Origin of the sequence: Amycolatopsis roodepoortensis, assembly GCF_024628825.1 — a bacterium.
Taxonomy (GTDB): Bacteria; Actinomycetota; Actinomycetes; order Mycobacteriales; family Pseudonocardiaceae; genus Amycolatopsis; species Amycolatopsis roodepoortensis.
Genome location: NZ_CP102415.1, coordinates 230,612 through 254,208, shown reverse-complemented (window position 1 = coordinate 254,208; position 23,597 = coordinate 230,612). Strand labels below are relative to the sequence as shown.

The 23,597-nt window shown below is 67.7% G+C and carries 21 protein-coding genes; 9 read left to right on the top strand and 12 right to left on the bottom strand.

Annotated elements, in window-relative coordinates; all coding sequences use genetic code 11:
* Positions 1–300 precede the first annotated feature (300 nt).
* The 3 genes from NQK81_RS01115 (at position 301) to NQK81_RS01105 (ending at position 2,328) form a co-directional block, all read left to right on the top strand.
* Positions 301–732: an XRE family transcriptional regulator gene (locus tag NQK81_RS01115; RefSeq protein ID WP_257486612.1), complete on the top strand. Its 432-nt coding sequence runs from the start codon at positions 301–303 to the stop codon at positions 730–732.
* A 128-nt stretch (positions 733–860) separates the two neighbouring features.
* A complete protein-coding gene (locus NQK81_RS01110; RefSeq protein ID WP_257486611.1) occupies positions 861–2,015 on the top strand; it encodes a hypothetical protein in 1,155 nt (384 codons plus the stop codon).
* Between the two features lie 109 nt (positions 2,016–2,124).
* Positions 2,125–2,328, top strand: a complete 204-nt coding sequence (locus NQK81_RS01105; protein ID WP_257486610.1) for a hypothetical protein — start codon at positions 2,125–2,127, stop codon at positions 2,326–2,328.
* A 152-nt stretch (positions 2,329–2,480) separates the two neighbouring features.
* Here NQK81_RS01105 and NQK81_RS01100 read toward each other — a convergent pair whose 3' ends face one another.
* The 4 genes from NQK81_RS01100 to NQK81_RS01085 form a co-directional block, all read right to left on the bottom strand.
* On the bottom strand, positions 2,481–4,079 hold the full coding sequence (locus tag NQK81_RS01100) for a Y-family DNA polymerase (protein ID WP_257486609.1): 1,599 nt from the start codon (positions 4,077–4,079) through the stop codon (positions 2,481–2,483).
* Positions 4,079–4,783, bottom strand: a complete 705-nt coding sequence (imuA', locus tag NQK81_RS01095; protein ID WP_257486608.1) for a DnaE2-dependent mutagenesis accessory factor ImuA' — start codon at positions 4,781–4,783, stop codon at positions 4,079–4,081. The genes NQK81_RS01100 and imuA' overlap by 1 nt, the downstream gene beginning before the upstream one ends.
* Positions 4,784–5,121: 338 nt before the next feature.
* Entirely contained in the window at positions 5,122–5,568 is a 447-nt protein-coding gene (locus NQK81_RS01090) for a hypothetical protein (RefSeq protein ID WP_257486607.1), read from the bottom strand.
* On the bottom strand, positions 5,565–6,869 hold the full coding sequence (locus NQK81_RS01085) for a hypothetical protein (protein ID WP_257486606.1): 1,305 nt from the start codon (positions 6,867–6,869) through the stop codon (positions 5,565–5,567). The genes NQK81_RS01090 and NQK81_RS01085 overlap by 4 nt, the downstream gene beginning before the upstream one ends.
* A gap of 218 nt (positions 6,870–7,087) precedes the next feature.
* Between NQK81_RS01085 and NQK81_RS01080 the strand changes: the two genes are divergently transcribed.
* The gene (locus NQK81_RS01080) at positions 7,088–8,329 is read left to right on the top strand and encodes a cytochrome P450 family protein (RefSeq protein WP_257486605.1); all 1,242 of its coding nucleotides are present in this window, start codon (positions 7,088–7,090) and stop codon (positions 8,327–8,329) included.
* Positions 8,326–9,861, top strand: coding sequence for a hypothetical protein (locus NQK81_RS01075; RefSeq protein WP_257486604.1), 1,536 nt, complete (start codon positions 8,326–8,328; stop codon positions 9,859–9,861). Before NQK81_RS01080 ends, NQK81_RS01075 begins: the two co-directional genes overlap by 4 nt.
* Before the next feature lie 43 nt (positions 9,862–9,904).
* Here the strand turns inward: NQK81_RS01075 and NQK81_RS01070 are convergent, their stop codons facing one another.
* On the bottom strand, positions 9,905–11,119 hold the full coding sequence (locus NQK81_RS01070; protein ID WP_257486603.1) for an MAB_1171c family putative transporter: 1,215 nt from the start codon (positions 11,117–11,119) through the stop codon (positions 9,905–9,907).
* Between the two features lie 411 nt (positions 11,120–11,530).
* Between NQK81_RS01070 and NQK81_RS01065 the strand changes: the two genes are divergently transcribed.
* On the top strand, positions 11,531–13,714 hold the full coding sequence (locus NQK81_RS01065) for an AAA family ATPase (RefSeq protein ID WP_257486602.1): 2,184 nt from the start codon (positions 11,531–11,533) through the stop codon (positions 13,712–13,714).
* Positions 13,715–13,726: 12 nt separating this feature from the next.
* On the opposite strand, the gene NQK81_RS01060 is transcribed toward NQK81_RS01065, so the two are convergent.
* From NQK81_RS01060 to NQK81_RS01035, 6 genes are all read right to left on the bottom strand, one after another.
* Complete coding sequence (locus NQK81_RS01060; protein ID WP_257486601.1) at positions 13,727–14,368, bottom strand: class I SAM-dependent methyltransferase; 642 nt, start codon at positions 14,366–14,368, stop codon at positions 13,727–13,729.
* Positions 14,349–15,350 (bottom strand): ABC transporter permease, encoded by a 1,002-nt coding sequence (locus tag NQK81_RS01055; protein WP_257486600.1) that lies wholly within the window; start codon positions 15,348–15,350, stop codon positions 14,349–14,351. Before NQK81_RS01055 ends, NQK81_RS01060 begins: the two co-directional genes overlap by 20 nt.
* Positions 15,343–16,347, bottom strand: coding sequence for an ABC transporter permease (locus NQK81_RS01050; RefSeq protein WP_257486599.1), 1,005 nt, complete (start codon positions 16,345–16,347; stop codon positions 15,343–15,345). The genes NQK81_RS01055 and NQK81_RS01050 overlap by 8 nt, the downstream gene beginning before the upstream one ends.
* A gap of 59 nt (positions 16,348–16,406) precedes the next feature.
* The gene (locus NQK81_RS01045; protein ID WP_257486598.1) at positions 16,407–17,873 is read right to left on the bottom strand and encodes an ATP-binding cassette domain-containing protein; all 1,467 of its coding nucleotides are present in this window, start codon (positions 17,871–17,873) and stop codon (positions 16,407–16,409) included.
* Positions 17,870–18,877, bottom strand: a complete 1,008-nt coding sequence (locus tag NQK81_RS01040) for a BMP family ABC transporter substrate-binding protein (RefSeq protein WP_257489977.1) — start codon at positions 18,875–18,877, stop codon at positions 17,870–17,872. The genes NQK81_RS01045 and NQK81_RS01040 overlap by 4 nt, the downstream gene beginning before the upstream one ends.
* Before the next feature lie 139 nt (positions 18,878–19,016).
* Entirely contained in the window at positions 19,017–19,577 is a 561-nt protein-coding gene (locus NQK81_RS01035) for a hypothetical protein (protein WP_257486597.1), read from the bottom strand.
* Positions 19,578–19,826: 249 nt separating this feature from the next.
* On the opposite strand from NQK81_RS01035, the gene NQK81_RS01030 reads away from it, so the two are divergent.
* From NQK81_RS01030 to NQK81_RS01020, 3 genes are read left to right on the top strand one after another with little or no spacing between them, the layout of a single operon-like run.
* Positions 19,827–20,282, top strand: a complete 456-nt coding sequence (locus NQK81_RS01030; RefSeq protein WP_257489976.1) for a helix-turn-helix domain-containing protein — start codon at positions 19,827–19,829, stop codon at positions 20,280–20,282.
* A 23-nt stretch (positions 20,283–20,305) separates the two neighbouring features.
* A complete protein-coding gene (locus NQK81_RS01025; RefSeq protein WP_257486596.1) occupies positions 20,306–20,857 on the top strand; it encodes a hypothetical protein in 552 nt (183 codons plus the stop codon).
* Between the two features lie 9 nt (positions 20,858–20,866).
* Positions 20,867–22,057 carry an MAB_1171c family putative transporter gene (locus NQK81_RS01020; RefSeq protein WP_257486595.1) on the top strand — a complete coding sequence of 397 codons (1,191 nt, stop codon included), beginning with the start codon at positions 20,867–20,869 and terminating at the stop codon, positions 22,055–22,057.
* A gap of 52 nt (positions 22,058–22,109) precedes the next feature.
* Here NQK81_RS01020 and NQK81_RS45250 read toward each other — a convergent pair whose 3' ends face one another.
* Positions 22,110–22,835, bottom strand: a complete 726-nt coding sequence (locus NQK81_RS45250; protein WP_306856023.1) for a helix-turn-helix domain-containing protein — start codon at positions 22,833–22,835, stop codon at positions 22,110–22,112.
* Between the last annotated feature and the right edge of the window lie 762 nt (positions 22,836–23,597).

Genomic DNA, 23,597 nt, shown 5'->3' with positions numbered 1-23,597 from the left:
CTGGTTGTTCATGTGCCCCCTTTTCTGCGGCATCGACTGGCGCCGATGCCGGTGTCTTCCGACCCCCTCGGCCGGTTGCGGCCTTCCTGAACCAGGCTCCCTCTAACGGGGCCGAGGTCAGACGCGATAGCCCTGATCAGACGATGCTGTCCATATCAGTTGCTTCTCTCTGCTTTCGAGCATATGCAGAGAGAAAGGAATGTCAACTGAGATGGACAGGATGGCGTTGTTTCATCTAAGTTTGAAACTAGGGCGGTCGCGAGCCGTCCGAACAACTAGAAACCAGAGAGGCGGGCTGCCGTGGCGGAGGCACCCACACTTGCGGAGACCATCGAGAAACTCTTCCAGACGCATACGACGCCGGCCGGTCGCGAACTGTCCTTGCGGCACGTCGCCAACTGGTGTGCGAAGTGGCTGCGTGAACGCGGCTTTGCGAAGAGCTTCTCATATGAGTACCTGCGTCAACTCAGGAACGGAGAGGCCACCAACCCGACAAAAGGCCATCTCGAGGCGCTCGCCGCCTTCTTCGACGTGGATCCGGTGATCTTCTACGGATCCGAGAAAGCACAGCAGATCCAAGAGGACCTCGACTTCGCCCTGATGCTCAAAGCGCACGGCGTACGCTCCTTAGCGATGCGCGCCACGGGGCTCACACCGGCAAACCGAGCCAAGGTTCAGAAGCAGATCAGCACACTTCTACGGCAGCAGGCAGCCGACCACGACGGCGACTGATCCGCAACCGGCGCGCTCTGCCAGACCGATCCTGATGGTCCTGACAGGACGATAGCGTCGCACCTGAACGGCCCGGATGTCGGACCCGCGTGGTAAACGATGCTCATGGTCGATGTTCTGGAGCCGCGGTGCGTGACGGAGCTGGCGCGATGTCCTTGACGAGCGAACTGGCGGATCCGCGTAGCGCCCTTGCCCAGTGGTGTGCCCAGGTGTTCACCGGGACCGCGTCGATGGCCGACCAGGTCACATCAGCGGTCCGGGACGTCGCCCCGGTGCGGCCGGAGGGCGACGTGCCCTTGAGGCACTGGGCCGAAATCGGCGGCGCGTTCGGGCAGCGCATGGCCGACCTGGTACAGCCTGCCCCGCCGTATGCCGCGCTGCTCGGCTTGCTGCGAGCCGGGTGGATCTCCCCGGCCTGGGCACACGATCAGGCAGCGCACTACCCAAGCCACCGCGGCCTTCCCCCGGAGCATCGTGTCCGGGCGCTGGACTTCCGGCCTGCCGCGACCGGCTGGCTGGATCTCGCCATGCCATCCGATCCCGCCCCTCGCGGCCACGCGGGCACCGAACACACCTGGGCAGACCTGCTCGAGCGCTCCCGGGCATACCTGGCCACGCACGCGCCTGCCGGGACACTCAGCCGAAGCGGACCCGAAGCGGGGTTGGCACGCACCGCGTGGCTGCTCACCCTGTGTGAGGACATCTACCGCACCGGGCTGGTCGACGACCGCCTGGCCCGCCTGTTTGACAACGGCCAGCCGGCCATCAGGCAGCTACGCGGGCTGGCCGAGGAACGTCAGGTCACCGAACTGGTCGCGCTGACCGAGAAACTTCACGAGCGTGGAACGCTCTGGCAACTCCGTCAGCTCGCTGGGAACCCTGCCGCCGGGCAACCGCTCGGGATCGCCGCGCCGGTGATCGTTCCAGGCTGGGCCGACGGTGACATCCTGCTCGGCGCGATCGCCCCCGACACCGGTATCGACGAGCGCGGCACAACGCTGATCGACGTCAAACCCGTGTTAGCGGTCCGTGACCCGGCGAAGATCGGCCGCTGGCTGTGGCAGATTCTGCTGTACGCGTGGCTCGACACCGGCGACCTCTACCACATCCGTCGTGTCGGGCTGCTGCTCGCCCGCCACGGCTCGCTCGTCGCCTGGACCGTCGACGATCTCCGCGACGGACTCCTCGGCCAGCGAGACCTCGGGGAGCGTGCCCGTGACGACGCCCAGGACATCGTCGGAGACATCCTCACCCGTCACGGCCTTCCCTGGCCGGTCGCCTGACGCCGGAAATCTCCTGATGGTGGGCGCGCCCGCTGTTTACCTCATCGGGGCCGAGGACAGGTAGGCCAGCCGACTATCGTGTGGGGTGCCCAAGCAGCGAAGGTGAGAGATGAGCAAGCCACGGGGTTACTATTTAGGACGCCTGTTGCGCCTGCTGCGCCCGAGAAACCCCATCGCCGACTGGCTGAACGAAACCCTGATCTGGCTGGTTCTTGCGGGGACCGTGCTCTGGATCGCCTCGAGCATGCTGATCGCCTGCTTGTCAGGGAATAGAGAGGTTCTTCGGCGAGGCTGGGACGAGGGCTTCGGCTAGTTGTATCTCGCCGCCGTGCTCGTCTGGGTAATTCCAGCGTCAGCCTGGAGCGGATACAGGAATTACCGGGATCGCCACAAAATCGACTACTCACACAACCACTGGTGTGACTAGGGCGCCGCGCCGGGTAAAAGAGCTGCGCCCTTCCGTCACTAGTCGTAGAGACCCTCGACCGTCCACTGCAGAACGCTGCCGGACAGATTCCCGTTCAGGAGCAAGGCGATCTCCCCGTTGCCCGGCTCATCCTCGGCCAGCACGACCTGGACACGGACAGCCTGACTGTCGCCGCCCCCGCACCACGGTTTGCCCGCGGGCCACGGGCCCGCCCAGCGTGCGACTCGCCGCGGCGGCCGGTCAGTGACGGTCACGACCGCCGGCGCCTCGGTCAGCCGCCCCCGGGATGTCCACCCGACAAGTTCACCGCTCACTCCCCGAACCGCCGCAGCCCACGGCACGGGCGGCACAGTCGCGGGAGACGGCGCCGGGAGCCGTCCAGGCCACGGCGCGGCCGGGTCGCCAGGTGCCTCTCGCGGGGCACCCCAGGGAATCAGGCGGACCTGTTCCCCCGGCCCACGTCCACCGCCGAGTGTCGCGGTGAACACTGCGTCCGGGCCGAGCATGCCCTGGACACGACCGAGCGCGCGAGCGGCTCGCTCGTCGGCATCCGGACGCGATCCGGCGGCGGGGAACGCCATCTGCAACGAACCGCCGGAAACGGTCTCCACAGGCTCGAGACGCAGCACCTCGATCCCCGAGGACGGCCGGTCCTCCGCCGTCCGGCGCAGCAACCAGCCATCGATCTGCCAACGCACACGGTCGGAAATCCCTTGTGCCGTCAGAGGTTCCGCCGCGCGCCAGGTCCGCGTGTAGGTCTGCCCGGTCTCGGTGGTGGCGCTGATCGCGAGCTGTGCGCAGGCCAGTCCCCGCTCGGCGAGCGAGACATGCAGGGTGGAACCGAGAGCTTTCGCCGCGAACGCGGTCGCGTCGACCCGGTCCAGAATCGGGTCGAACCGTTTCTCCACCGCCAGCTCCGGTGGTGGCCGCCGCCGCGACAGCGGCCACACCGACACCCCGCGCGCGAGCCGGTGCGCGGTCACCGCCTCCTGCCCGAACCGCGACGCGACGGCGCGCTCCGGCAGCCGGGCGAAATCTCCCAAGGTCCGCAATCCCAGCCGGTTGAGCGTGCCCACCAGTTCAGCCCGGCCGCTGCCGGGCTGGTCCAGTTCTGACAACGACCGGGGTGCGAGAAATACCGGCGACTGACCCGGCTCGACGAACATGCCGGACCGGGCGGCGAGGATCGCGGCGAACACCCCATCCGCGACCCCGACCTGGCATTCCACTCCCGCCGCCGCCGACACGTGGTCGACGAGCAACTCCGCGAGCGCCTGCTCGGATCCGGCGTAGCTGGCCGCGCCCGCAGCGGGGACCGCGACAATCCCGGGCCGTACGACCTCGATACCCGGCGCGTGGGTCTCCACTGTGGACGCGACAGCCTCGAACAGGCTCGCGTCCCGGTTGCCGTCGTGGGCGAGCACGGCCAGGTCTGGGCATCGTGACTGCGCGTCCCGCCGACGCATCCCGCGCGCCACACCGAAGCTGCGGGCCCGTGCGGAGCAGGCGACCACCCGGTTCGCCAGGAACACCGCCGCCGGGTGCTGGACAGGGATCTGCGCGGCGGCCGCGGCAGCGACCACCGGCCAGTCCGGTACCCAGCACGCCAGGAGCCTCGAGTCCGGGACGGTGGCCATCAGTTGACCACTGTCATCGGCGGATACGTCGCCGGTGTGGCGGTCTCCGTGGTCGGCCCTGGCGTCCCGTTTGGACCCGGCAGCCGGACCGAGACAGGACGGCCGCCGCCGGCCGTGGTCTTCCCGGTCCGGTGCACGACGGTGTCCCGGTAGTCCAGCCGTCCGCGGCCGTCCTGCGAGCCACCGGCCCAGGTGCCGAGTTCGCACCGCAGGGTCAGATCGGCGCCCGACCATTCGCCGGTCGCGAGCAGCACCGCACCACGATTCCTGGCCCGCCGCGACAACCGCTGTGCCATCGGCGCGCTCATCGCCCGGCACGCCGCGGGGCCGACGACGACCAGATCGACGCCGTCCATAACCGCGCCGATCACTGCCGCGACATCGTTCCCTGGACGCGGAACCAGCACGAGTCGCCCCAGCTCGACTCCGCATTCGGCAGCGGCCGCCACGCCGAGCGACGGCATCCCGATCACCCCGGCCCACGAGCCGGTCCGGCTCGCCTCGGCCAGCAGCCCCAGCAGCAGCGACGTCGACCCCAGAACCGCCACGGTCGTTCCTCGCCGTAGCTGCGCGACCGCGTCGAGCGGCGTTTGCACCGGCAGGACTGCCCCGCTGGCCAGCGCCGTCGTCTGGGCCTGTGCGAGCGCGCTCGCCGTGCTGACACCTGGCAGCGCAGCAAGGTCGGCCAGAGCCTTCGCCGCCACCGGCCACACACCTCCCCGCACCGCTTGCCGCACGTCAAACTCCGGGACATCCGTGCGGGGAAGTCACGGATGGCCCGGCCCGTCACCCGGCGAGTCGAACACATGTTCTAGATGAATCTTGAGTGTTCGCACCCCTCGCGTCAAGCTGATGTGCTGGCGAGCACTCGGCGGTATCCGCAGGCGCCAGAGGGCATCCACGCGAAAGAGTCCCCCGCTTCACCTGGAGGCTGCTGAAATCGCGGCTCCTCCGGTCGGAGGTCAGGCATCCTGAAACTGTCAGTCGGACCTTCGCCTGCGGAATCACCCTCGTCCCGCCCTGCCCGCCCGCGACGGGCGGCCTACCACGGAGCTACGTCCGGCGGTTTGCTCCGGGCCCGGTCTCGGGGAGCGCCGCCACTTCGGCGCCTCGCCATACGGACCACGCAGGCGAGCACGCTGAGGACGAACACTACGAGCACGCCGAACGTGACGTGGGGAAGCAGATCGCGGGGCGCGATGACAAACGGCGGAGCATGGCTAGGTTCGAGGTCGTTGATGCCGACCGTCATGCTGAGTCCCCAGACGATGGCCCCGAGTCCGGGCAGGGCGAGCACGGCGCCGCCGGCACTCAGGGTCAGCCCCAGGTCGCGCAGCGCCGTACGCGGCCGCAGTTGCCGCTGAAGAGGTGACACATGGCCACGGCGATGCTCGCGCCGTTCGTCGATCTCCTGCAACACGAGCCCGGCGGCCGTGACGACGAGGCCCAGCACGATCTCGATTTCAAGGGTGATGAACGGGTAACTCATCCATGCAACCTGATCTTCTCGAACGGCCACGCCTTGTGCGGCACGACGGGGGGCCCGCCTTCGGTGCGCTTCGCGTCAGAATCGATCGTGTCCGGCCAGGCGTACTGGTCGAGGTTGTAGGCGATTTCAGGTTGTGGACCGGTCGTGACCGGTGCCCCGCCGAGATCCAGCCGGGGGGTGGACAGGGTCACCGAGTAGGACGGAAGCAAGGTGGAGGGGTCGAGGAAGTAGCGCTTCTTGAAGCCCTGGTAGGCGCCGATGTTGATGCTGTAGGGCTGGTCGAAGGGGCTCTTTCCTGTTTGGGCGAACGCGGCATTGAGGAACGCTGCGCCTTTCCTGTCGTTCATGCCATCGGGCTGGGGTACCAGGGTCACGTCGAGCTGGACGTACCTCTTGCCGTCCGTGCCGGTGATGGTTTCGGGGCGGTCGACCTGGAGCAGGTCCGGCACGTGGTCGAGGTAGGAGATGAACTTGTCGGTCTCCTGCGGCGAGAGCCCGTAAGGTGCCAACCCATCGGTGACGTGGTTGTTGGCCACGACCTTGCCGGGTTTCATCCGGTCCGGGCAGTTGCTTGCCGGAGGATTCTCTACGACCTTCCAGGTGGCGGCACGGTCACCGGACCGTGCTTGGTGATACGTACCTTCCCGCGCTGGCCCGGAGGCGGACCCGACACAGCGGAAGATCAGATAGGTCTCGATCTTGTTGTCGGCGTCGATACTGACGTCGTCGCGGGTGAACTCCCTGGTGCGCCAGTCGATGGCCGAGCGGATCGCGGAATGAGCCCCGGGATAGGACTTCTCGTACTCATCGATCGAGGGGTACCAGCGATTGACCAAGTCGGTGACCGGGCGCTGTGCTTGCCGATGGAGCGTGACCCACAACAGCGTCCGGGGATCGATTCCGCCGAGCTGCTGATCGGTCAGTTCCGCACCGGCGGGAATGCCGGGCAGGTCCGTCGGATAGTGCTTGGATTCGCCGGCGGGGATGTTGACGGTGTACCTGATGGGATCTGTCACCGAACCCGAACCGAGGTCAGCGTCGGCCGGTGTCTTGCCGCTTGCCGACGGCGACATCCACGCGCGAACGGTGATCACGCCGCCGAGCGCGACAATGGCGACGACCAGAAGCGCAAGCGTGATTTTCAGACGTCGGCGCCGTTTCTTTGGTGGCACCCGCGGCGGCATCTGGGAACCCGGGAAGTGCTGGTATTGCGGCGGGTAGACGGGCGGCGTGTTTCCCTGCTGCCGGTATTGATTCGGTGGTCCGGAGTTGCCCGGCCGCGGTGGATAGTGCCTGTTCATGTCGTCCGTTCCTCCCCTGTGGACTGACTCGTAGATCGACTCCTATTCTGCCTGGTCACGGGCGCTACAGGCGAACATATTCGCCGGGCTGCCGGTCACCTCCAGCCGCCGTTGCCTCTATTCGCCCGGGGCTTGGCCTGTAGCGGCATGTCCTAGCTCGGGCAGGCTCTACGATCAAGTTCGCCAGTGAATCGACAAGGGGAGGAATCGAGTTCGCCGTGGCCGCCGACGACGACATTGTTCAGTTCGACGCCCAGTTCCTCAGCGATCCGGATGCGGCCTATGCCGCGCTGCGCGCTGAGAAACCCGTGCACCGGGCGGTTACGCCTGATGGTTCCCCGGTGTGGCTCGTGACGCGGTACGACGACGTCCGCGCCGCGCTCGCGGATCCGCGCCTGTCGCTGAACAAGCGCAACGCCGGCGGCGGCTACCAGGGGTTCGCGCTGCCGTCGGCGCTGGACGCGAACCTGCTCAACATGGACGCGCCCAACCACACCCGCCTGCGGTCGATCCTCGGGCGCGGGTTCACCCGCGCCCGTGTCGAAGGCCTGCGACCCCGGATCCGGGAGAGCGCCGTCGAGTTGCTCGCCGCGCTCCCCGACACCGGGGAGGTGGATCTGATCGAGGCCTTCGCCGCGCCGCTGCCGATCACCGTGATCTGCGAACTGCTCGGGATCTCCGCCGAGGAACGCCCGGACTTCCGGTCCTGGACCGATCAGATGCTCGCCCCCGCGCGTCCCGAGGACCTCGGGATCGCGATGGAGTCGCTGTGGCAGTACCTGGTGCGGCTCGCGGCGGTGAAACGCGCTACGCCGGGCGACGACCTCATCAGCGCGCTGATCGAGGAACGCGACGTCGATGACCGGATGTCCGAGGAAGAATTGATCAGCGCCTTGTTCCTCATCCTGGGGGCAGGCTACGAAAATGTGGTGCACCAGATCGGCAACGGTCTCGCCGCCGTGCTGACCCGACCGCAGATCCTTGCCCGCCTACGCGAGGACCACACACTACTGTCGTCCACTGTAGAGGAGTTGGTGCGGTTCACGTCCCCGGCGCAGCTGGCGATCCGCCGCTTCCCCACCGTCGATGTCGCAATCGGCGGCGTCACGATCCCCGCCGGTGACACGGTGATGCTGTCGCTGGCCTCCGCCGACCGCGACCCGGACCGCTTCCCCGACCCTGAGGTTCTCGACCCGAACCGGGCGGGCAACTCGCACCTCGGATTCGGGCACGGGCCGCACTACTGCATCGGCGCGCCGCTGGCACGGATCGAGATCGAGGTCGGCCTCGTCGCGCTGCTCGACAGGTATCCCGAACTGGCCTTGGCACTCCCCTACGATCAGCTCCGCTGGCGGCCGTCGTTCCGCAACCGGGGCCTGCTCGCGCTTCCCGTCCGCGTCGGAGCGCTCCCATCCGGCGGCGCCGACGGTCCACTGTCGACACCGACAGCCGCCTCATGACGGTGATCGGGTCGCTGCTCCTCGCGCTGGCCCGCTTCCTGCCGGAAGAGGAACGCGAGGAACTCAGGATTCACCTGGGCGGTACGAACTCTGTCCCGGCCGTCGAGCCGGCAGGCGGCGAGCGCGACGACACCACGCCGGATTGGGGATATATCTGGCACGCGCTCCTTGAGGCTTCGGCCCATCTGCGCCGTGTCCGGCCCTTATTGGAAGACCAGCGCGCCTACTTCGACTACCGGGACATCACTGACGCTGCCGAAGCGTTGCGGGACAAGGTTGACGCCGCGTATGAACTGATGTGCGAGGCCGGGCATCTCGACGGGCTCGCCGTCGAGGAGGGCGACACCCTGGACGACCTCCGGCGGCTTTCCGGTCTGCACCGTGCCGGGATCGTCGACGCCGAACTCGCCGGAATGCGACCGCAGCCCCGGCCCGACGCGCCTATATGGACGATCGACATCACCGAGCACGGCGGCTTCATCGCCACCAGCCCCTCCCAGCAGAACGCGGACGCGCCCTGGAAGTTCTGGGGCATCGCGGCGACACCCGCGTCGGCCGCACACGCGCTCGCCTGGTACTTCCTCGACCAGCCACCACGGATCGTGTTCGACCCGCCGATCTCCGCGCAGCCGCGCGCCCGCACCACCTGGGACGCAGACCGCTCCCCGGAAGGCCCTTCGGTACGGGACCTGCTTGACCGCCGAGGCCCGACCTACCGGCAGCACCTCGACGCAGCGCTGGCCACACGCGAGGTTCTGCGGTCCCGCGCCGATGACCTCCAGGCCTGGCTCACCGAACGAGCCACGCATCTGAACGCGACCGACCCTCAACGGCTGCTCCCCAGCAACGTGCTCAACACCCCCACCTCAGGGATGAACCGCGACCACCTTGGATTCGTTCACACGGTGACCTGGGTGCCGACACATCTAGTCGTGCGAACCGGCCACCCGATCTGGGGAGACTTCGGAGGATTCCGCGACGACGTCCCCTCGCAGATCGCGACCGGTCTGCTCCGCAGCGACGACCTCGACACGTTCACCGGCGAACTCTTCGGCGACGAGATCAGCCTCATGCTGGTCCCCGGCTGGGCAGGACCGATCTACCAGATCGGCAGCAACGGCAATCACCGCATCCACACAGCCCGGCTGCTGAATCTCCCCTGGCTCGCCGCGGCGAGCCAGGTGCAGGCCCTACCGCCAGTGTGGTCGATGCACGACCTGATCGCCGCAGACCCCGACGACGAGAATCAGCTGAGATGCCCGCTCGACCACCGGATCCGGGATCGGACCGAGCTGATCGCGGGCCTCCTGCGCCGCGGGGTCATCGACGGTGACCTCGAGGCCGACACCCGGGATCCCGTCCTGCGGTGCCGCCTCGTTCCCGCTGCCTGGCTGCTCCGCGGCGCGGAGCACGCCACCGCGGTCAACGCGGTGTACGAATCGCGCTACCCGGGAGCCCTGGCCCAGCTCGGCATCCCGCTTGTGGCGGGTACGGATCCTGCCGCGTGGCGAGCCTGGCTCACCGGAACATGAGGCGTTCGCGATCGCCGGACGGTTACGAAGCGGCGGTGGCCCGTCAGTATCGGCAGGTGGCCAGCCGGGCGGAGGGCCCCGGGCGGGGCCGCAACCTGCGGCGTACGAAACGAACGGTGCGGCTGCATCGGAATGCCACCCCGACCGCCGCGAGATGACGGGCCTCGTCGAACGGGGTGGCCAGGATCCGATCGTGGTCGACGTAGTCCACCACGGGACCGTCCGTGTACGGGTGTTCCCGCCGAGCTTGGAAGGCATCGAGTCCGGTTGCCAGCGCCGCGGCCTCGAACAGCGCGAGGCTGTGCTCGTCGGTGGGTTCCCGACGCGATCGGTTCGCGGCCAGGAGCTGGGCGTCGGGGTGAATGTAGGGCACCAGGCGCAGCTGGACGTCCCGGATCTCGATCACCCGCCGGTACAGCATCGCGGCGCCGCCACAGGTACTGACGTCGACCACGACCTCGGGGAAGGCGCGGACGAGCGGCCGCCACAACAACGTGATCAGTGCCAGGGCCACGATGACCCGAAGATGGGCCACTGGCCGCAGGAGGTGCCACACCGTGCGGGACCGCAGCAGCGACGGCATCCACTCCGGGAAGGTCACCCCCAGTGCGACGAGCCAGGTACACAGCAGCGGCAGCACGGTGGCGCCGATCGACGGTGTGCCGATCGGCCAGCCGGTGTGCTGGGCGAGCACGTCGATCGCGCGCGTGAGCAGCCACAGGTATCCGAAACACAGACCGAGCTGGGTGATCCGGAAGCCGGCCCGCGCGATGATCGTGGTGGATGGCGCATGAAAGTAGCGGCGCCCCAGCCGGTGGAACGTCACCATGCCCCACGACAGGTATCCGGCGTAAATGGCCAGGTAGAGATCGATCAGGAGATCGTCGCCGTAGGTCGCGACGAACGCGGCGGTCGGCGCGGTGTTCGCGAGGTCGAGCAGGAATGCCATGGCCAGCGCGCCCACCAGGAACACCGCGGCGTGGCCGGTGATCCGGCGCTGCGGATGCGGATCACGGCCGGGGGCCATCGTCGAGAGCACGAGCATGCAGTAGGCGGCCCCCATGGCCAGGACGTCCCCGATCAGCCGCGCCAGGTTCGGGACGGCCTCGTAGCGCTGTGCCAGCTGCAGCGAGGCGGGCGCGCCGAGCGCCAGCGCGGCACTGAGCAGGAGCAGACCGAGGATTAGGAACTGGCGGGCATGTGTCCGGGCCCGTCCTGGTCTCCGTGCGGCCAGATACTTGGTCACGGCCGCGGTCATCGTTAGCAGCGCTCCGGCATAGCTCAGGCAGTCACTCACCAGCGGCCTCGCGAGCGTGATCAGCAGTCATGGTGCACTCCCCTCCCCGAGCAGGAAGTCTGCCGTCACGCTGCGTCGTGGGGCTAGTACTTGTTGTTTCAACTTCGATGTAACAAGCGTGGCCGTCGTCACCGCCTCTCGCGCGTCCGGATTCGTACCCGGCTTCGCATGTGCACTGTGGACGTGAACATGGTTTATTTCCGCGCTGACCGGCAACAAGGTGTGGCACGATCATGAAAGTCGAGACTGGCGGAAGAGGGGCGAATGCCGAGGAACTCCGACCGCGCGGGCTCCGGGCCCCCCACAGCCGCTGAGCAATTCGGCAAGGCGCTGAGAACGTTCCGGAAGCTACGCGGGTGGACCCTGCGCGACTTGGACGCGAAGGGGGTCGGGTACAGCTACAGCATGCTCGGCCGAATGGAGACCGGGAAGCAGAAGCCCACGATGGAGGGCGCGAAGCTCCTCGATCAGGTTCTGGACGCCGGCGGTGTGTTGATTCAGCTCGCAGCCGCAGCCCGGGCCGAGCCCTATGCCGGACTGCCGCCGGCGACCCCGCACTTCGTCGGCCGCGAGACGGCTCTGGCCGAGCTCACTAAAGCATTGATCGACGATGCCGCGGCGGACCGATCGACCGTCGCATTCGTGGTGGGGCCGCCGGGCGTCGGGAAGACGGCGCTGCTGCGTCGCTGGGCCAACAGCCACCAAGAACAGTTCGACGCCGTTCTATACGCGGATTTGCACGGCTTCGGTCCGCGCGCGCCCGCGGAGACCGGGGACATCCTCGAGGCGCTGCTGCGAGGACTGGGCGTCAGGGACCGGCTCCCCACCGCCGACGACCTCCGGCTCGCGCTGCTCCAAGGACACCTGCAAGCCCTGGACAGGGCGGGGCAGCGGGTCCTCATCGTGCTGGACAACGCCCGCAACTCCCGTCAGGTCAGCGCGGTCCTGCCTGGATCGAGAAACGTGTCCATCCTGATCAGCAGCCGGGTCCGGCTGGCCGGACTCGTGATCTCCGCCAACGCCCCGGCGATCCCCCTGGCCTTCATGGCCAAACCCGACGCCGTCGCGTTGATCCGCAGCTACCTGGGCGATGAGCGGGTCGATGCCGAACCCGACGCCGTCACCAGACTGGCCAACCTGTGCGGGACCTTGCCGCTCGCGTTGACAATCGCAGCCGAGCAGGTCGCGGCGAACGAGCGCCTGACCATCCAGCAGCACGCCGAACGGCTCGCCGACCGAGCCTTGGAATTGCAGATCGAGGATGACGAGGACACCGGCGTCCGCGCCGCTTTCAGCTTTTCCTACGGGCAGCTCAGTCCTGATCTGTCCCGCGTGTTCCGCCTCTGCGGACTGCATCCGGGCCAGGAGTTCAGCGCGGCCTCCGTCGGCGCGCTGACCGGGCTCCCCGAGGCCGAGGCGAACCGGCTGCTGGAACAGCTGGTCGAGTTCTCCCTGGTCGAGCAGGTCGCCTTGCACACGTTCCGGCTCCACGATCTCCTGCGCGTCTACGCCGCCGAAGAGGCCAGCCGGGAGGAATGGGCCGAGGAACGACGAATCGCGATCGATCGGGTTGTCCACTGGTACCTCTACGCCTCCAATGCCGCGTCGTGGCTGATCACACCGGAACGACCTGATCACCACATCGTTCTGCCCGCACCGCCGGACAACGTCGAACCGCCCGTGTTCGAGTCGTTCAGCAAGGCCTACGACTGGTTCCGCCAGGAGCTGCCGACGATCGCGGGGATCGCGGAGCTGGCGTTGCACAACGATTTGTTGTTCGCGGCGTGGCGGATCCCGGTCGAGTGTTTCGACTTCTACATCCACCATCGCCCTCTCGGTGCGTGGATCGACGGTCACGAATGCGCCTACACGGCTGCCGAGCGAGCAGGCGAGCCGTTGCAGATCGCGCAGGCGGCCGAGGAACTGGCGGAGGGCTACCTCCGCCGCGGCAGTCCGCAGGACCTCGACCGTGCCTGGAAGCTCAACGAACGCACCATCGAGGTCTGTGAAGGCTTAGCGCCGAACAGGTTCGTCGCGTTCGCCTATGTCGAGATGGGCAACATCCAGTTCGAGCGGGGGCGGTACGAGGAGTCCGCACAGCTGTGCGAACAGGCCGTCCGCGCGGCGCAAGCCGCCGGCGCGTTCATCGGAGAAACCCTCTCGCGGACGCATTTGGGTGCCGCCTATCGCGAGCTCGCGCTGTTCGACCGAGCGATCGAGCACGGCACCCGGGCGTTCGACATGCTCGTGGAGGCCGATGATCAGCACGGCGTGGCGTTCGCGGCGGTGCCGCTGGCCCGTACTCACCGGCTGGCCGGGAATATCGATGTCGCCCTGCGGTATTGCGAACAGGCGCAGGAGAGCTACACCGCGACCAGCGATCCGCAGGGATACGCGGAAGCGCTCGGAGAGAAAGCGCTCACGCTCGCCCAGCGCGGTGAGGTCGCCGACGCGACCTTCGTCTTTCGCAGCGCGCTGTTCCGGCTTCGGGAGCTCGACCTGCGCAAGGCCGCCGCGCTCGAAGCCGACTGGTACAAGCTCGTGCCAGAAGGTTGAGCCGGGCAGTGCTCACGACGCGAGGGGCTTTCGCGCGGTGAAGTAGATCTGCGGCTCGGGATGCGCCTGGTCGCTGGCCGGGGTGAATTCCACCGGCATCTCACGCACGACCTGCAGCCCGGTGTCCTCGATCCGTTGCCGTAGAACAGGTGTGGAGTAGCTGAAGGTCTGCACCCAATGGCCCATCCATTCGCCGACCCGGCCGGGATTGTCCCGGGGGACGGTCGCCAGAACGAAGTAGCCGCCCGGAGCGAGCCACCGGGCGAACCGGGAGATCATCGCGTCCTGGTCCGTGCGTGGTAGCTGCAGCATTGAGAAGAACACCAGGATCGCATCCCAGGTGCCCTCGTCGAACTCGAGGTCGCGCATGTCCGCCAGTTCGAACGTCGCTGCGGGCACACGGGACCGGGAAAGTTCGATCATCGTCTCCGACACGTCGTACCCAGTCACGCCATGGCCAGCCTCCGCGCAGGTCAGAGCCACCAGGGCGCCGGTTCCGGACCCGACGTCGAGGATCTTCGCCCGCGACGGCAGCAAAGGCAGCAGGTGCTCCAGTGTGGCCCCGAGTGCGGGCTGGTGACCGAAGGCTTCCTCGTAGGCCTGTCCCAGGGCGTTGTAGAGCTGGGCGGCGGTCTCAGGAATCCGGTCTGCCATGAGGGGCACCTTTCGGGTGGGGAGGGGACTCGTGGGTGTCCGGTGTGGGGACACCGGTGACTGGTGACAGGGCAGAGCCGGGGCTGATTCTCCGGGCGCCGCCGCGGAGCTGCCAGCGAGCGTGCGCGCAGAGCACGATCAGCGCGGTGAGGTACGGCAGCAAGTGATAGACCTCGGTGGCAAGACCGAGGTCGCGGGTCTGCGCGAGCAATGCCAGCCCGTCCATGACCGCGAACAGCGCGGCACCGGCGACCACACCACCGGGGGTCTGGCGGCCGATGATCACCACCGCCAGCACCAGGAACCCTCGGCCACCGGTCATCAGCGGGGTGAACGTGCCGATCGTACTGACCGCGAGCACCGTGCCCGCGACCCCGGCGAGCCCTCCGGCGATCAACGCGGCCACCAGCCGGTAGCGGCTAACCGCGATCCCGCGCTGCACGGCGATGTCGTGATCCGCCGCCGCCCGCATCCGCAGACCGGCTCTCGTGGACCTGAGCGCCCACGCCGCCACGATCGCCACGGCGATCGCCAGCCACAAACCGACGCTCAGTTCCCGCAGCGGCGGCCCGACCACCGGCAGGTCCGCCAGGCCGGGCACCGGCATGGTCGGCAGCAGCGGAGCGGAGATGTTCGTCCGGCCGGCCGGGGCGATGATCTCGAAGGCATACGTGGTCGTTCCAGCGCCGACGATCGAGATCGCGATGCCGGTCAGGACGACGTCCAGCCCGAGCGCCACGCTGACCGCGTACACCAGTCCGCCCGCGACACCGGCCGCGAGCCCGGTCAGCAGCCCGATCCACGGCCCGGCCGCCGCCGAGCCGAGCACACCCGCGAGCGCTCCGATCAGCATGATCCCGTCGAGGCCCAAGTTGAATCCGGCCCCACTGCGTTCGAGGACCATTTCGCCGAGCCCGGCCAGGATCAGCGGCGCGGCCGCGATGAACGCGGCGCCGAGCAGCAACATCAGGAACTCAGCCATCGGCGGCCCTCCGCCGTGCCCGGTGCCGCTGGGTCAGCGCGAGCGCCAGGGCCACCGCGAGCAGCAGAACCCCCTGGGTCACCTGACCGATCGACGACGGCGTCGACGGGGAGAACAACTGGATCCCGCTCGCGCCGGTGGTCAGCGACGCCATGATCAGTCCGGCGGCGACGATCGGAACCGGCCGACTGGCGCCGATCACCGCGACGACCAAACCGGTGAAACCGATGCCGCCGGCCACTCCGGGGGTGAGGTTCCCGTCGACCCCGGCCACCTGCATCCAACCCGCGAGCCCGGCGGCCGCTCCGGAGACCGCGCCGGTACCCAGGATCGCCCGCGCCGGTGCCACGTCGAGCCGTCCGGCGAGCCAGCGGTTCTCGGCAAACACGTCCAGCGCTCTCGCCGTCCGGGTGCGATGCCACCAGACACCGGCGACAACCAGCAGCGCCACCACGATGACTCCGGCAGTGAGCCTGCCCGCCGTCGGCAGGAGCGGGATCTGCGACGACCCGGGCAATTCCGCGCTGCGCGGAGTCGAGTGGCCTTCGGGGTCCCGCATGCTCGTCCGCAGCAGGTAGGTCAGCAGATGGACCGCGATGTAGTTGGCCATCAGCGCGGTGAGAATCTCGCTGACCCGCCAGCGCAGCAGAGGTATCGCGGGAATCATCGCCCACGCCACGCCGCCGAGCGCGCCTGCCAGCGCGCCGATCGGCAACGCCAGCGCCATCGGCAGGTGCCCCAAGGGGGACAGCGCAACGGCCGTCGCCGTGATCGCCCCGACGATCACTTGCCCTTCGGCGCCGACGACGATGACCCCCGCCCGCAGCGCCGGGGTCGCCCCGAGCGCGATGAGGACAAGCGGCGCGGCGTAAGCGAGTGTCTGGCTGATCGCGTAGGGGGTGCCAACCGCGCCGTAGGCCCAGCCGGACACGGCGACCGCGAGATCGCCGCCGGTGGCGGCGAGGATCCCGGCCACCACGGCGAAGCCACCGATCACGCATGCGGCTCCAAGGCCATAGAGCCGGGTCCGGCCGGTAGCCGGCATACGCAGCCGCGTCATGCCTTGCCGTCCTCATCGGGGCGGACGTCGACCAGGCGGTGCACGACGTCGTCGTACTCGGCCGCGGTGTGCTCGCCGACGATGCGGCCATCGCGCAGCACCAGGACGCGGTCGGCCAGCGTGCGCGCTTCTTCATGGTCGGCGGAGAGCAGCAGCACCGCGGCGCCCGCAGCGGCGGTGGCGAGGATCAGTTCGCGGCTCTGTTGCGCGGCACGCAGATCCAGTCCCTGGGTGGGCGCGTGCACGACCGCGACAGCGGGCGCGACGTCGAGCTCTCGGCCCATCACGAGTTTCTGGGCGTTCCCGCCCGAGAGCGCGTCAGCGGACAGGTCCGGGTCCGGAGGCCGGACGTCGAAGCGGGCGAGCAGGTCCCGGGCGAACTCGTCGACGGCGTCCTCGCGCACCATGCCGAAGCGGGTGAACCGCCGGTCCCGCAGGCGCGGCAGCACCGCCGACCATTTCAGCGGAAGACCGGGCAGGAGCGCGTCGGCGCGCCGCTCGGGAATGTAGGCGACGGTTCCGGTGACCCGGCGCGTGCCGCGCTCGGGTTGGACGACCGCGGCCGCGGCCTCGGCGAGTGCGCGCTGGCCGCTGCCCGCGGTCCCGGTGACGGCCACGATCTCCCGGGGACGCACGCTCAGGTTGATGTCCCGGACCGGCGCGAGATCGTCGGTCGCGGCCCAGACCCCGTCGAGGACCAGCGCGGGTTCGACGTCGTCGCCGATGGGCGGTCGGGACGGTGGCGTGCTGGAGGGCAGCTCGCCGACCATCGCCCGGGCCAAGGACAGGTCGTCGACGTCGGCGACCTGCCCGGACCAGGACACCGTGCCGTGCGAGAGCACGGTCGCGGCATCGGCGACCGCACGCACCTCGTGCAGGTGATGAGTGATCAGCACGACGGTAATGCCGTCGTGCGCGAACTCGCGCAGCTTGACGTGCAAGCCGTGGATCTCGTCGGCGTCGAGCACGGATGTCGGTTCGTCCAGCAACAGGATCCGCGCGCCTTGCGCCACTGCGAGAGCCAGTTCGCCGAGTTGCTGTTGAGCGCGGCCCATCCGCCGCACCGGGGTGGCCATGTCGATGGGAAGTTCGGCGGACGTGGCCGCAGCCTCCAGGACTTCGCGGACGTGGCGGCGCCGGATCAGCTGACGTGGCTGGGTCAGTGCGAGGTTCTCGATCAGCGTGAGCTCGCCAACCAGGCTGCCGTTCTGCGGGATCAGTCCGATTCCTTGCTCGATGGCCGAGTCTCGTGTCCGTAGCCGGACCGGGTTCCCCGCCAGAACTACGGTGCCGGTGTCCGGTTGATCGAGACCGGCCAGGATCTTGATCGCCGTGGATTTCCCGGCACCGTTCTCTCCGAGCACGGCGTGCACCCCAGGTCCGAAGTCCAGGTCCACCCCCAGCAGAGCCTGGACGGTACCGAACCTGCGGGACACGCCGCGCAGGGAAAGAACCGGATTCACGACCCGATCTTGATCTTGCCGTCGGCGATCTGCTGGGCGAGGTCCTGCGCCCGGGCCTGGAGGTCGGTGGGCAGTGCCGGGGTCGCCTCGACCTTGGTGAGCTCGTCCAGCACCAGGGAGCGGTTCCCGATCGTGCTCGTCGAGGTCTGGCCACCGAACGTACCGTTCTTGACCCGGTCGACGATCGGACGCAGCAACGGGAGCATGTCGAGCTTCGCTCGGCCGATGTTGACCTTCTTGGTCTCCGCGCTGGCGGTCGATGCCATGCCGACGGTGGCCACGTTACGAGCCGCTGCGGCCGAGGCGATGCCCGGCGAGAAGCCCTCGCTGTTGGTGGCGATCATGCGCGCCCCGCTGCCGATCTGCGCGGTCGCGGCCTGATTCGCCAGTAGAGCGTCTTCCCAGCTGCCGATGAAGACAGGCTCCCGCACCTCGGCGGTCGGCTGAACGGCCTTCACCCCGAGCGCGAAGCCTTCCCACTTCTTTTTCTGCGCGGGCAACGGCTTGCCGTCGATGATGCCGATCGGGGACAGCTGCGCGTGCCCGGCGATCCACCCCAGCAAGTAGCCGTAGGAGAGGTTGTCGTAGGTCCAGGTCTCCACGTTCGCGGAGGTCTTCTGCTTGTCGCTGGAGTCGCCCGTGACGAGGAACTTGGTCTTGGCGTACTTCGGGTCCGCGCTGATCTTGTACATCGAGGCGGAGAACGTCGCCGACCAGCCGATCACCAGGTCATAGCCCTCAGCGGCGAACTGCTGAAAGTAGCCCTCGGCCTTGCGTTCATCAGCTCCAGGCCGGACTTGGGCTTCAACCTTGCCTTCCTTGACCAGCGCGTCCACCGCGGAAGCTCCAGCTTGGTTGAAGCCACCATCATTAGCCTGGCCTCCCAACACAATCGCGACTCGGGGTACCCCCGCGTCGTTACCCGAATCCGGAGCGCTGCATCCGGCGGCCGACGCCACCACAAGAAGAGCCCCCACCACAGCCGTCGCTGCTTTGAATCGCATGTCTTTTGTTCTCCCCACCTGACAGTGCCATCAGACTGTGCCATCTCTGGCCGTGTTTCACCGAAACCCGAAACAAGCCGCCGGCGGCCAATCCCGCGGCGGTGCTCGGAGACTCTTGAGGAAGCCGACGCCGGTAGCGTCAGGGACAGGACACCCCGCTGCGGCGCCGCGGGACATCGAACAGCGCCGCGAGCCCGTCGGGGAATTCCTCATCGACCCGCTGTTCAGGCACCTGGATGTGCAACGTGCGGCCCTGCACCATCGTCGCGAAGAACTCGGCCTCACGCTCCTGCGTGTCCTCGTAGGTGGTGCGCGCGCGAAGTCTCGCGACGAGATCCGGATGCAGGTCGGGGATCAGTTGCCGCACGGTGCGTTCGAAGTCATGATCGCGCGGTGGCTCGAGGTCGTCAGGATCATCCGACAGGTGCAGCACCACGTGGCCCACCTCATGGTTCAGGATGTGCTTACGGTGCAGCTTCGAAGTGTTGCGCGGGCACAGGATCGTGTAGGCGGTGGCTGTTTGCAGCACCATGCCGAACGGCATCAAGCCAGACAGCTCGGCGGACCGGACGATGACCTCCCTGCCGGTCCTCTCACTGGTCGCATCCAGCAGATCCTCGGTGCTGAACCGCTCAGGCAGGTTCAGCGATCCCAGCGCCGCATGGCACTTCGCCTCGATACGTCGCATCTCGGCATTCACTACAGCAACCTCCCCATTGCCATAGGACGGCGTTCTCCCGCGTGCGTGGTGGCTACGTGAGAGAAACGCCGCTGACGAGCGAGTTCTACTCTCGGAGTGCGTCTGCGGCCCCGTCCGCGATGTGACGCCCCGTGTTGAGTTCCCGCGTTTCCCGTTATGTTGGGCGACGATAACCCAGGCGGGCGGCAATCTGCAACGAACTGCCGAATCTGCAGTAGACTGCGCATCACAGTGGGGGGAGTGATCGAGATGTCTGATTCAGTACCGGATTCGCTGCTGCAGGCCGTGAAGTTGGACGTGGGTCGGCGCCTGAAGTTCGCCCGAACCAATCACCCGAACGGCTCAATGACGCAAGCTGCGCTGGCCGAAGCGACCGGTGTGTCCACGCGTGCGCTCGGCGACATCGAGACAGGGAGCTCCAACCCGAACCTCGAGACACTGGTCAAGATCACCGCCGGGCTCGGCGTCGACCGGTTGGCCTACCTGCTCGATGAAGCCGTGTTCGACCAGGTCAACAGCGAATTCGAATCAGTGCGCGAGACCGCGGCAGCCAGGAAAGAACTCGGAGTGACCTCATTCGCCTTCCGCGCGGACTCAAAACCTGATCTGTCCAACATGGACATCAATAGCATTCTCCACCAGTTGCAGACGTGGGTGGCCGCGAAGCAAGGTGGCACTCACGACGGCGGCTCTCCTCGGCCGTGACGGATTTCTATCGCTGGAGAGTCATGAAGCACGACACCGGGGCAGGAACCGCAGAAGACGATCTGCGCGAGGACGCACGGGACAGGCTGGCGGGCCTTCGACTGCCGAGGTTCACGAAGCTCCGTCTCCCCGATCTGTGCGAGCGGGTGGGCGAGGCACGCGGACGCGAGACCCGGCTCGTGCCGATGGAATTGCCCGACCAGGTCACCGGGATGTGGCTGTCAACCACAGCCGGCGTCGATTACATCGCGTTCGAGAAGCGGGCGGCGCCCGACTATCAGGCGGCCATCGTCCGGCACGAACTCGCACATGCCATCTGCGAGCACCAAGCGGGCCCGGTCATCGACCTCACCGCGATCAAGACACTGTGGCCCTCGCTCAGTCCGAGCATGGTCCAAGGCGTGCTCGGCCGAGACCATTCGGACTCACCCGCGGAATGGCAAGCCGAGTATCTCGGAACCGTGCTCGCGAGCCGGACACGCTGGACAGCGGACTTGACCCGCCGGATGAGCGGCAACAAGGAAATCCTCGATCTCGCCGCGCGGCTGTCCGCGCTGTTCGCGCCACGGAGCTGACCAGACCCAGTGACCACCATCGTGTACCCGCTGTGCGCGGGAATCGCCTTCCTCGCCCTGCTGTACCGAATCCGCAAGGCCGTCGCGGTCCCCAACCTCGCCAACATCGGGCTCTGTGGGATCTTCTTCTTCATCGTTCTCGGATGGGGGCTGGTCACGCCGTGGCTGTGGCACCCCATCGCGGAGACCGTCGGGATCAGCTCGCTCGGCGGCCTCCTGGCGCAGATCTCGGTGATCGCGATCATCGCCTGCAACACCGTCGTCCTCCTGCACTACGGCTACGACCGCAAGGAAGCCTGGCGCCGGGTGACGCCACGGCTCGCCCTGGTCACCGCCGTCGTGATCACCATGGTGGTGCTGTTCAACGCCACCTACACCGATGACCGTGCCGCATTCGCCGTCTCCCGAGCGATCTCCTCCCCCGCCTACCTCGCCGTGTACATCTCTGCTTTCGCCGTCGGGCAGTACGACGTCCGCCGCCTCGCCCGGCGCGCGATCCGCGCGGCACCGACCATGTGGGTCCGGCGGGCCTTCCGTGTCATCATCGCCGCGACGCTCCTGCAGCTGATCTACATCCTCGGCCGCGTCGCCGACATCCTCGCCCCGCTGCTGTTCGGTATCTCCGGCGCGGCCTGGGAACCGATCACGGTCGCCGCGCTCGGTGTGGGGTCGATCCTGTACACCGTCGGATGGTTCCTTCCCGACGTGGGTCCTCTCCTCTCGGAGGCGTGGGTACAGCTGAGGCGGCGGTCGTTTGAACGCGAGCTGGCGGGATTGCACGCCACGCTCGTGACGGCCGTTCCCCAGGTCGCCCGCGAGCTCTCCGAGCGGGAGGCCGGCGACGGCACAGCCTTCCGGATCACTCGGTACCTGGTGGAGAACCGGGACGCGCAACGGTCCCTCACGGCCTGGATGAACCCCGCTGCGACCGCGGCCGCCACGCGCATCGTCGACGCCGAGCGGCTGAGCCCGGAAAAGCGGGCAGCGGCGATCGAGGCCGCACAGCTGCGGGCCGCGATCGCCGCCAAGGCCAATGGGTTCCCCGCCGGACCGCTGGATCCCGACAGCCGGATCGCGGAACCGGACGGCAGAGCCGAGGAGATCCTGTTCCAGCTCAGGGTGGCTCGCGTGTTCAGCACTCCCCTGGTCGGCAAAGCCACCCAGGCCATGATCAACGACGCGGGCTCGCGCCGGCAGTGAGCACACGACCGCCGAGGCTGCGCGCACCGCCCTGGCACCCGGGTTCGTGCCATCAGGCGTGGGGCTCGCTGCCCTGCTCCCGTAGCGCGCCGACGTAGGCCCGGATCTCTGTGGCCAGCTGCAGCATGTCCTGAGGGGACATCGCTTGCCCGGGGTTAGGTTGCCGGAACGCGGCAGCGAAGTCTCCTCCGACCTCCCGCAGCTCTTGCAATGCGCTGAGCAAGGCGTCCTGAGCTTCCAGTTTCTGCTGGTCGGCACGTGACTTCTCGTCATCGAAGAAGTAGGCCGGCGACACCTTGAAGAACGCCGCCAAGGCTTCGATCTTGTCCTTCGCCAGGCCGTTTGGCTCACGATCGTTGAGCAGCTGGCCGATGTACTCCGCTCGGCAACTCCGTCCGGTGTAGCGACGAACGTGCTCCGCGATCTCCTCGTGGATCAATGGCTTGCCGCGTTCCTGGCCGTACTGATACCGCAGGTGCTGCAGCCTCTGCCCGAACGTCCCGTGCGGGTCCCCGCGGTCCTCCAGATCGGCGGGCGTCTTCCCGAACTGCGTCAGGATCGCCTCCAGCCGCTCCGGATCGGGATGCCGGACGGGCTGGCCGGTGAACAACTTCTCGATGTACGTCTCGCCGCACTTCCGCCCAGTGGCACGGGTGACGCCTGTGGCTATGTCTTCGTAGGACAGCATTTGGTTGCCCAGCCCGCGCTGAGTCCAGTGGAGGTGCCGCAATTTTTGCGCGAGGTTGCCGCGCGGATCGCCTCGATCCTCGTCCGCCACCGTGTCTCAGCTCCAGCCGTCACATCCGGTGCCTCACGGCATCGGACCTTCATCCCCAGTAGCAGGCCACCGCTGCGACGCGGGTGGTGTCTGCAGCTGCAGATCCTAACTGAAACGCGGTCAACTGAGAAAGTTGTGTCGACTTCGCATGAAACAAATGCCGGTCGTGATCATGTCTCTACCTGCACATTCAGACTGACCGGCGGTCAAGTTTGTCAATTATTTGTCAACACGACGACCATCCGTGAGGCAGTGGAACCGCGTTTCAGTTGACTTTCCTACCTGCTTCCCTATGCTCGTCATGTCGAAACCGAACTGAAACGCGAATCCCGTACTTGCAGCGGGATGCTGGTCGCTGTTCCGAACGGCAACGACGCAGGTCAGCCACCTGTGGGGACAGAGGATCATGGAAGGGGGGAGAGACCGATGAGCGTGCAGATGGGGATCACGCGTCAGATGGCCGAGTCGACAGCGCCTGACCGTGACGTGTTCGTCGGTCCCAGCGGGCGTAGCACTCGCCGGTACCAGCCCATGACCACGGCAGACCTGAGCGCCGGCTTCACCAACCCGGCGGCCAACGCGCTGGTCCGGGCGCCATTTCCGGCGCCCGGACCAGGCACCCAACGTGAACCATCGTGTCGCTCGGATGTCCCTCCGCGGCACGTACCCGGCGGGCGCCGCCGGCTTCGACTGCGGTAGCGCCCGCCCACTTACGAGATCGAGTACCCCCCTTCCCCGCGGGTGCGCGGTGGCGATCATCGC

Excerpts from the sequence above, each read along its gene's own strand:
- NQK81_RS01100 (WP_257486609.1), bottom strand. The coding sequence starts at position 4,079 with ATGGCCACCGTCCCGGACTCGAGGCTCCTGGCGTGCTGGGTACCGGAC.
- NQK81_RS01070 (WP_257486603.1), bottom strand. The coding sequence starts at position 11,119 with ATGACCGCGGCCGTGACCAAGTATCTGGCCGCACGGAGACCAGGACGG.
- NQK81_RS01025 (WP_257486596.1), top strand. The coding sequence starts at position 20,306 with ATGAAGCACGACACCGGGGCAGGAACCGCAGAAGACGATCTGCGCGAG.
- NQK81_RS01055 (WP_257486600.1), bottom strand. The coding sequence starts at position 15,350 with ATGGCTGAGTTCCTGATGTTGCTGCTCGGCGCCGCGTTCATCGCGGCC.
- NQK81_RS01085 (WP_257486606.1), bottom strand. The coding sequence starts at position 6,869 with ATGAACAGGCACTATCCACCGCGGCCGGGCAACTCCGGACCACCGAAT.
- NQK81_RS01105 (WP_257486610.1), top strand. The coding sequence starts at position 2,125 with ATGAGCAAGCCACGGGGTTACTATTTAGGACGCCTGTTGCGCCTGCTG.
- NQK81_RS01075 (WP_257486604.1), top strand. The coding sequence starts at position 8,326 with ATGACGGTGATCGGGTCGCTGCTCCTCGCGCTGGCCCGCTTCCTGCCG.
- NQK81_RS01060 (WP_257486601.1), bottom strand. The coding sequence starts at position 14,368 with ATGGCAGACCGGATTCCTGAGACCGCCGCCCAGCTCTACAACGCCCTG.
- NQK81_RS01040 (WP_257489977.1), bottom strand. The coding sequence starts at position 18,877 with ATGCGATTCAAAGCAGCGACGGCTGTGGTGGGGGCTCTTCTTGTGGTG.
- NQK81_RS01030 (WP_257489976.1), top strand. The coding sequence starts at position 19,827 with ATGTCTGATTCAGTACCGGATTCGCTGCTGCAGGCCGTGAAGTTGGAC.
- NQK81_RS01090 (WP_257486607.1), bottom strand. The coding sequence starts at position 5,568 with ATGAGTTACCCGTTCATCACCCTTGAAATCGAGATCGTGCTGGGCCTC.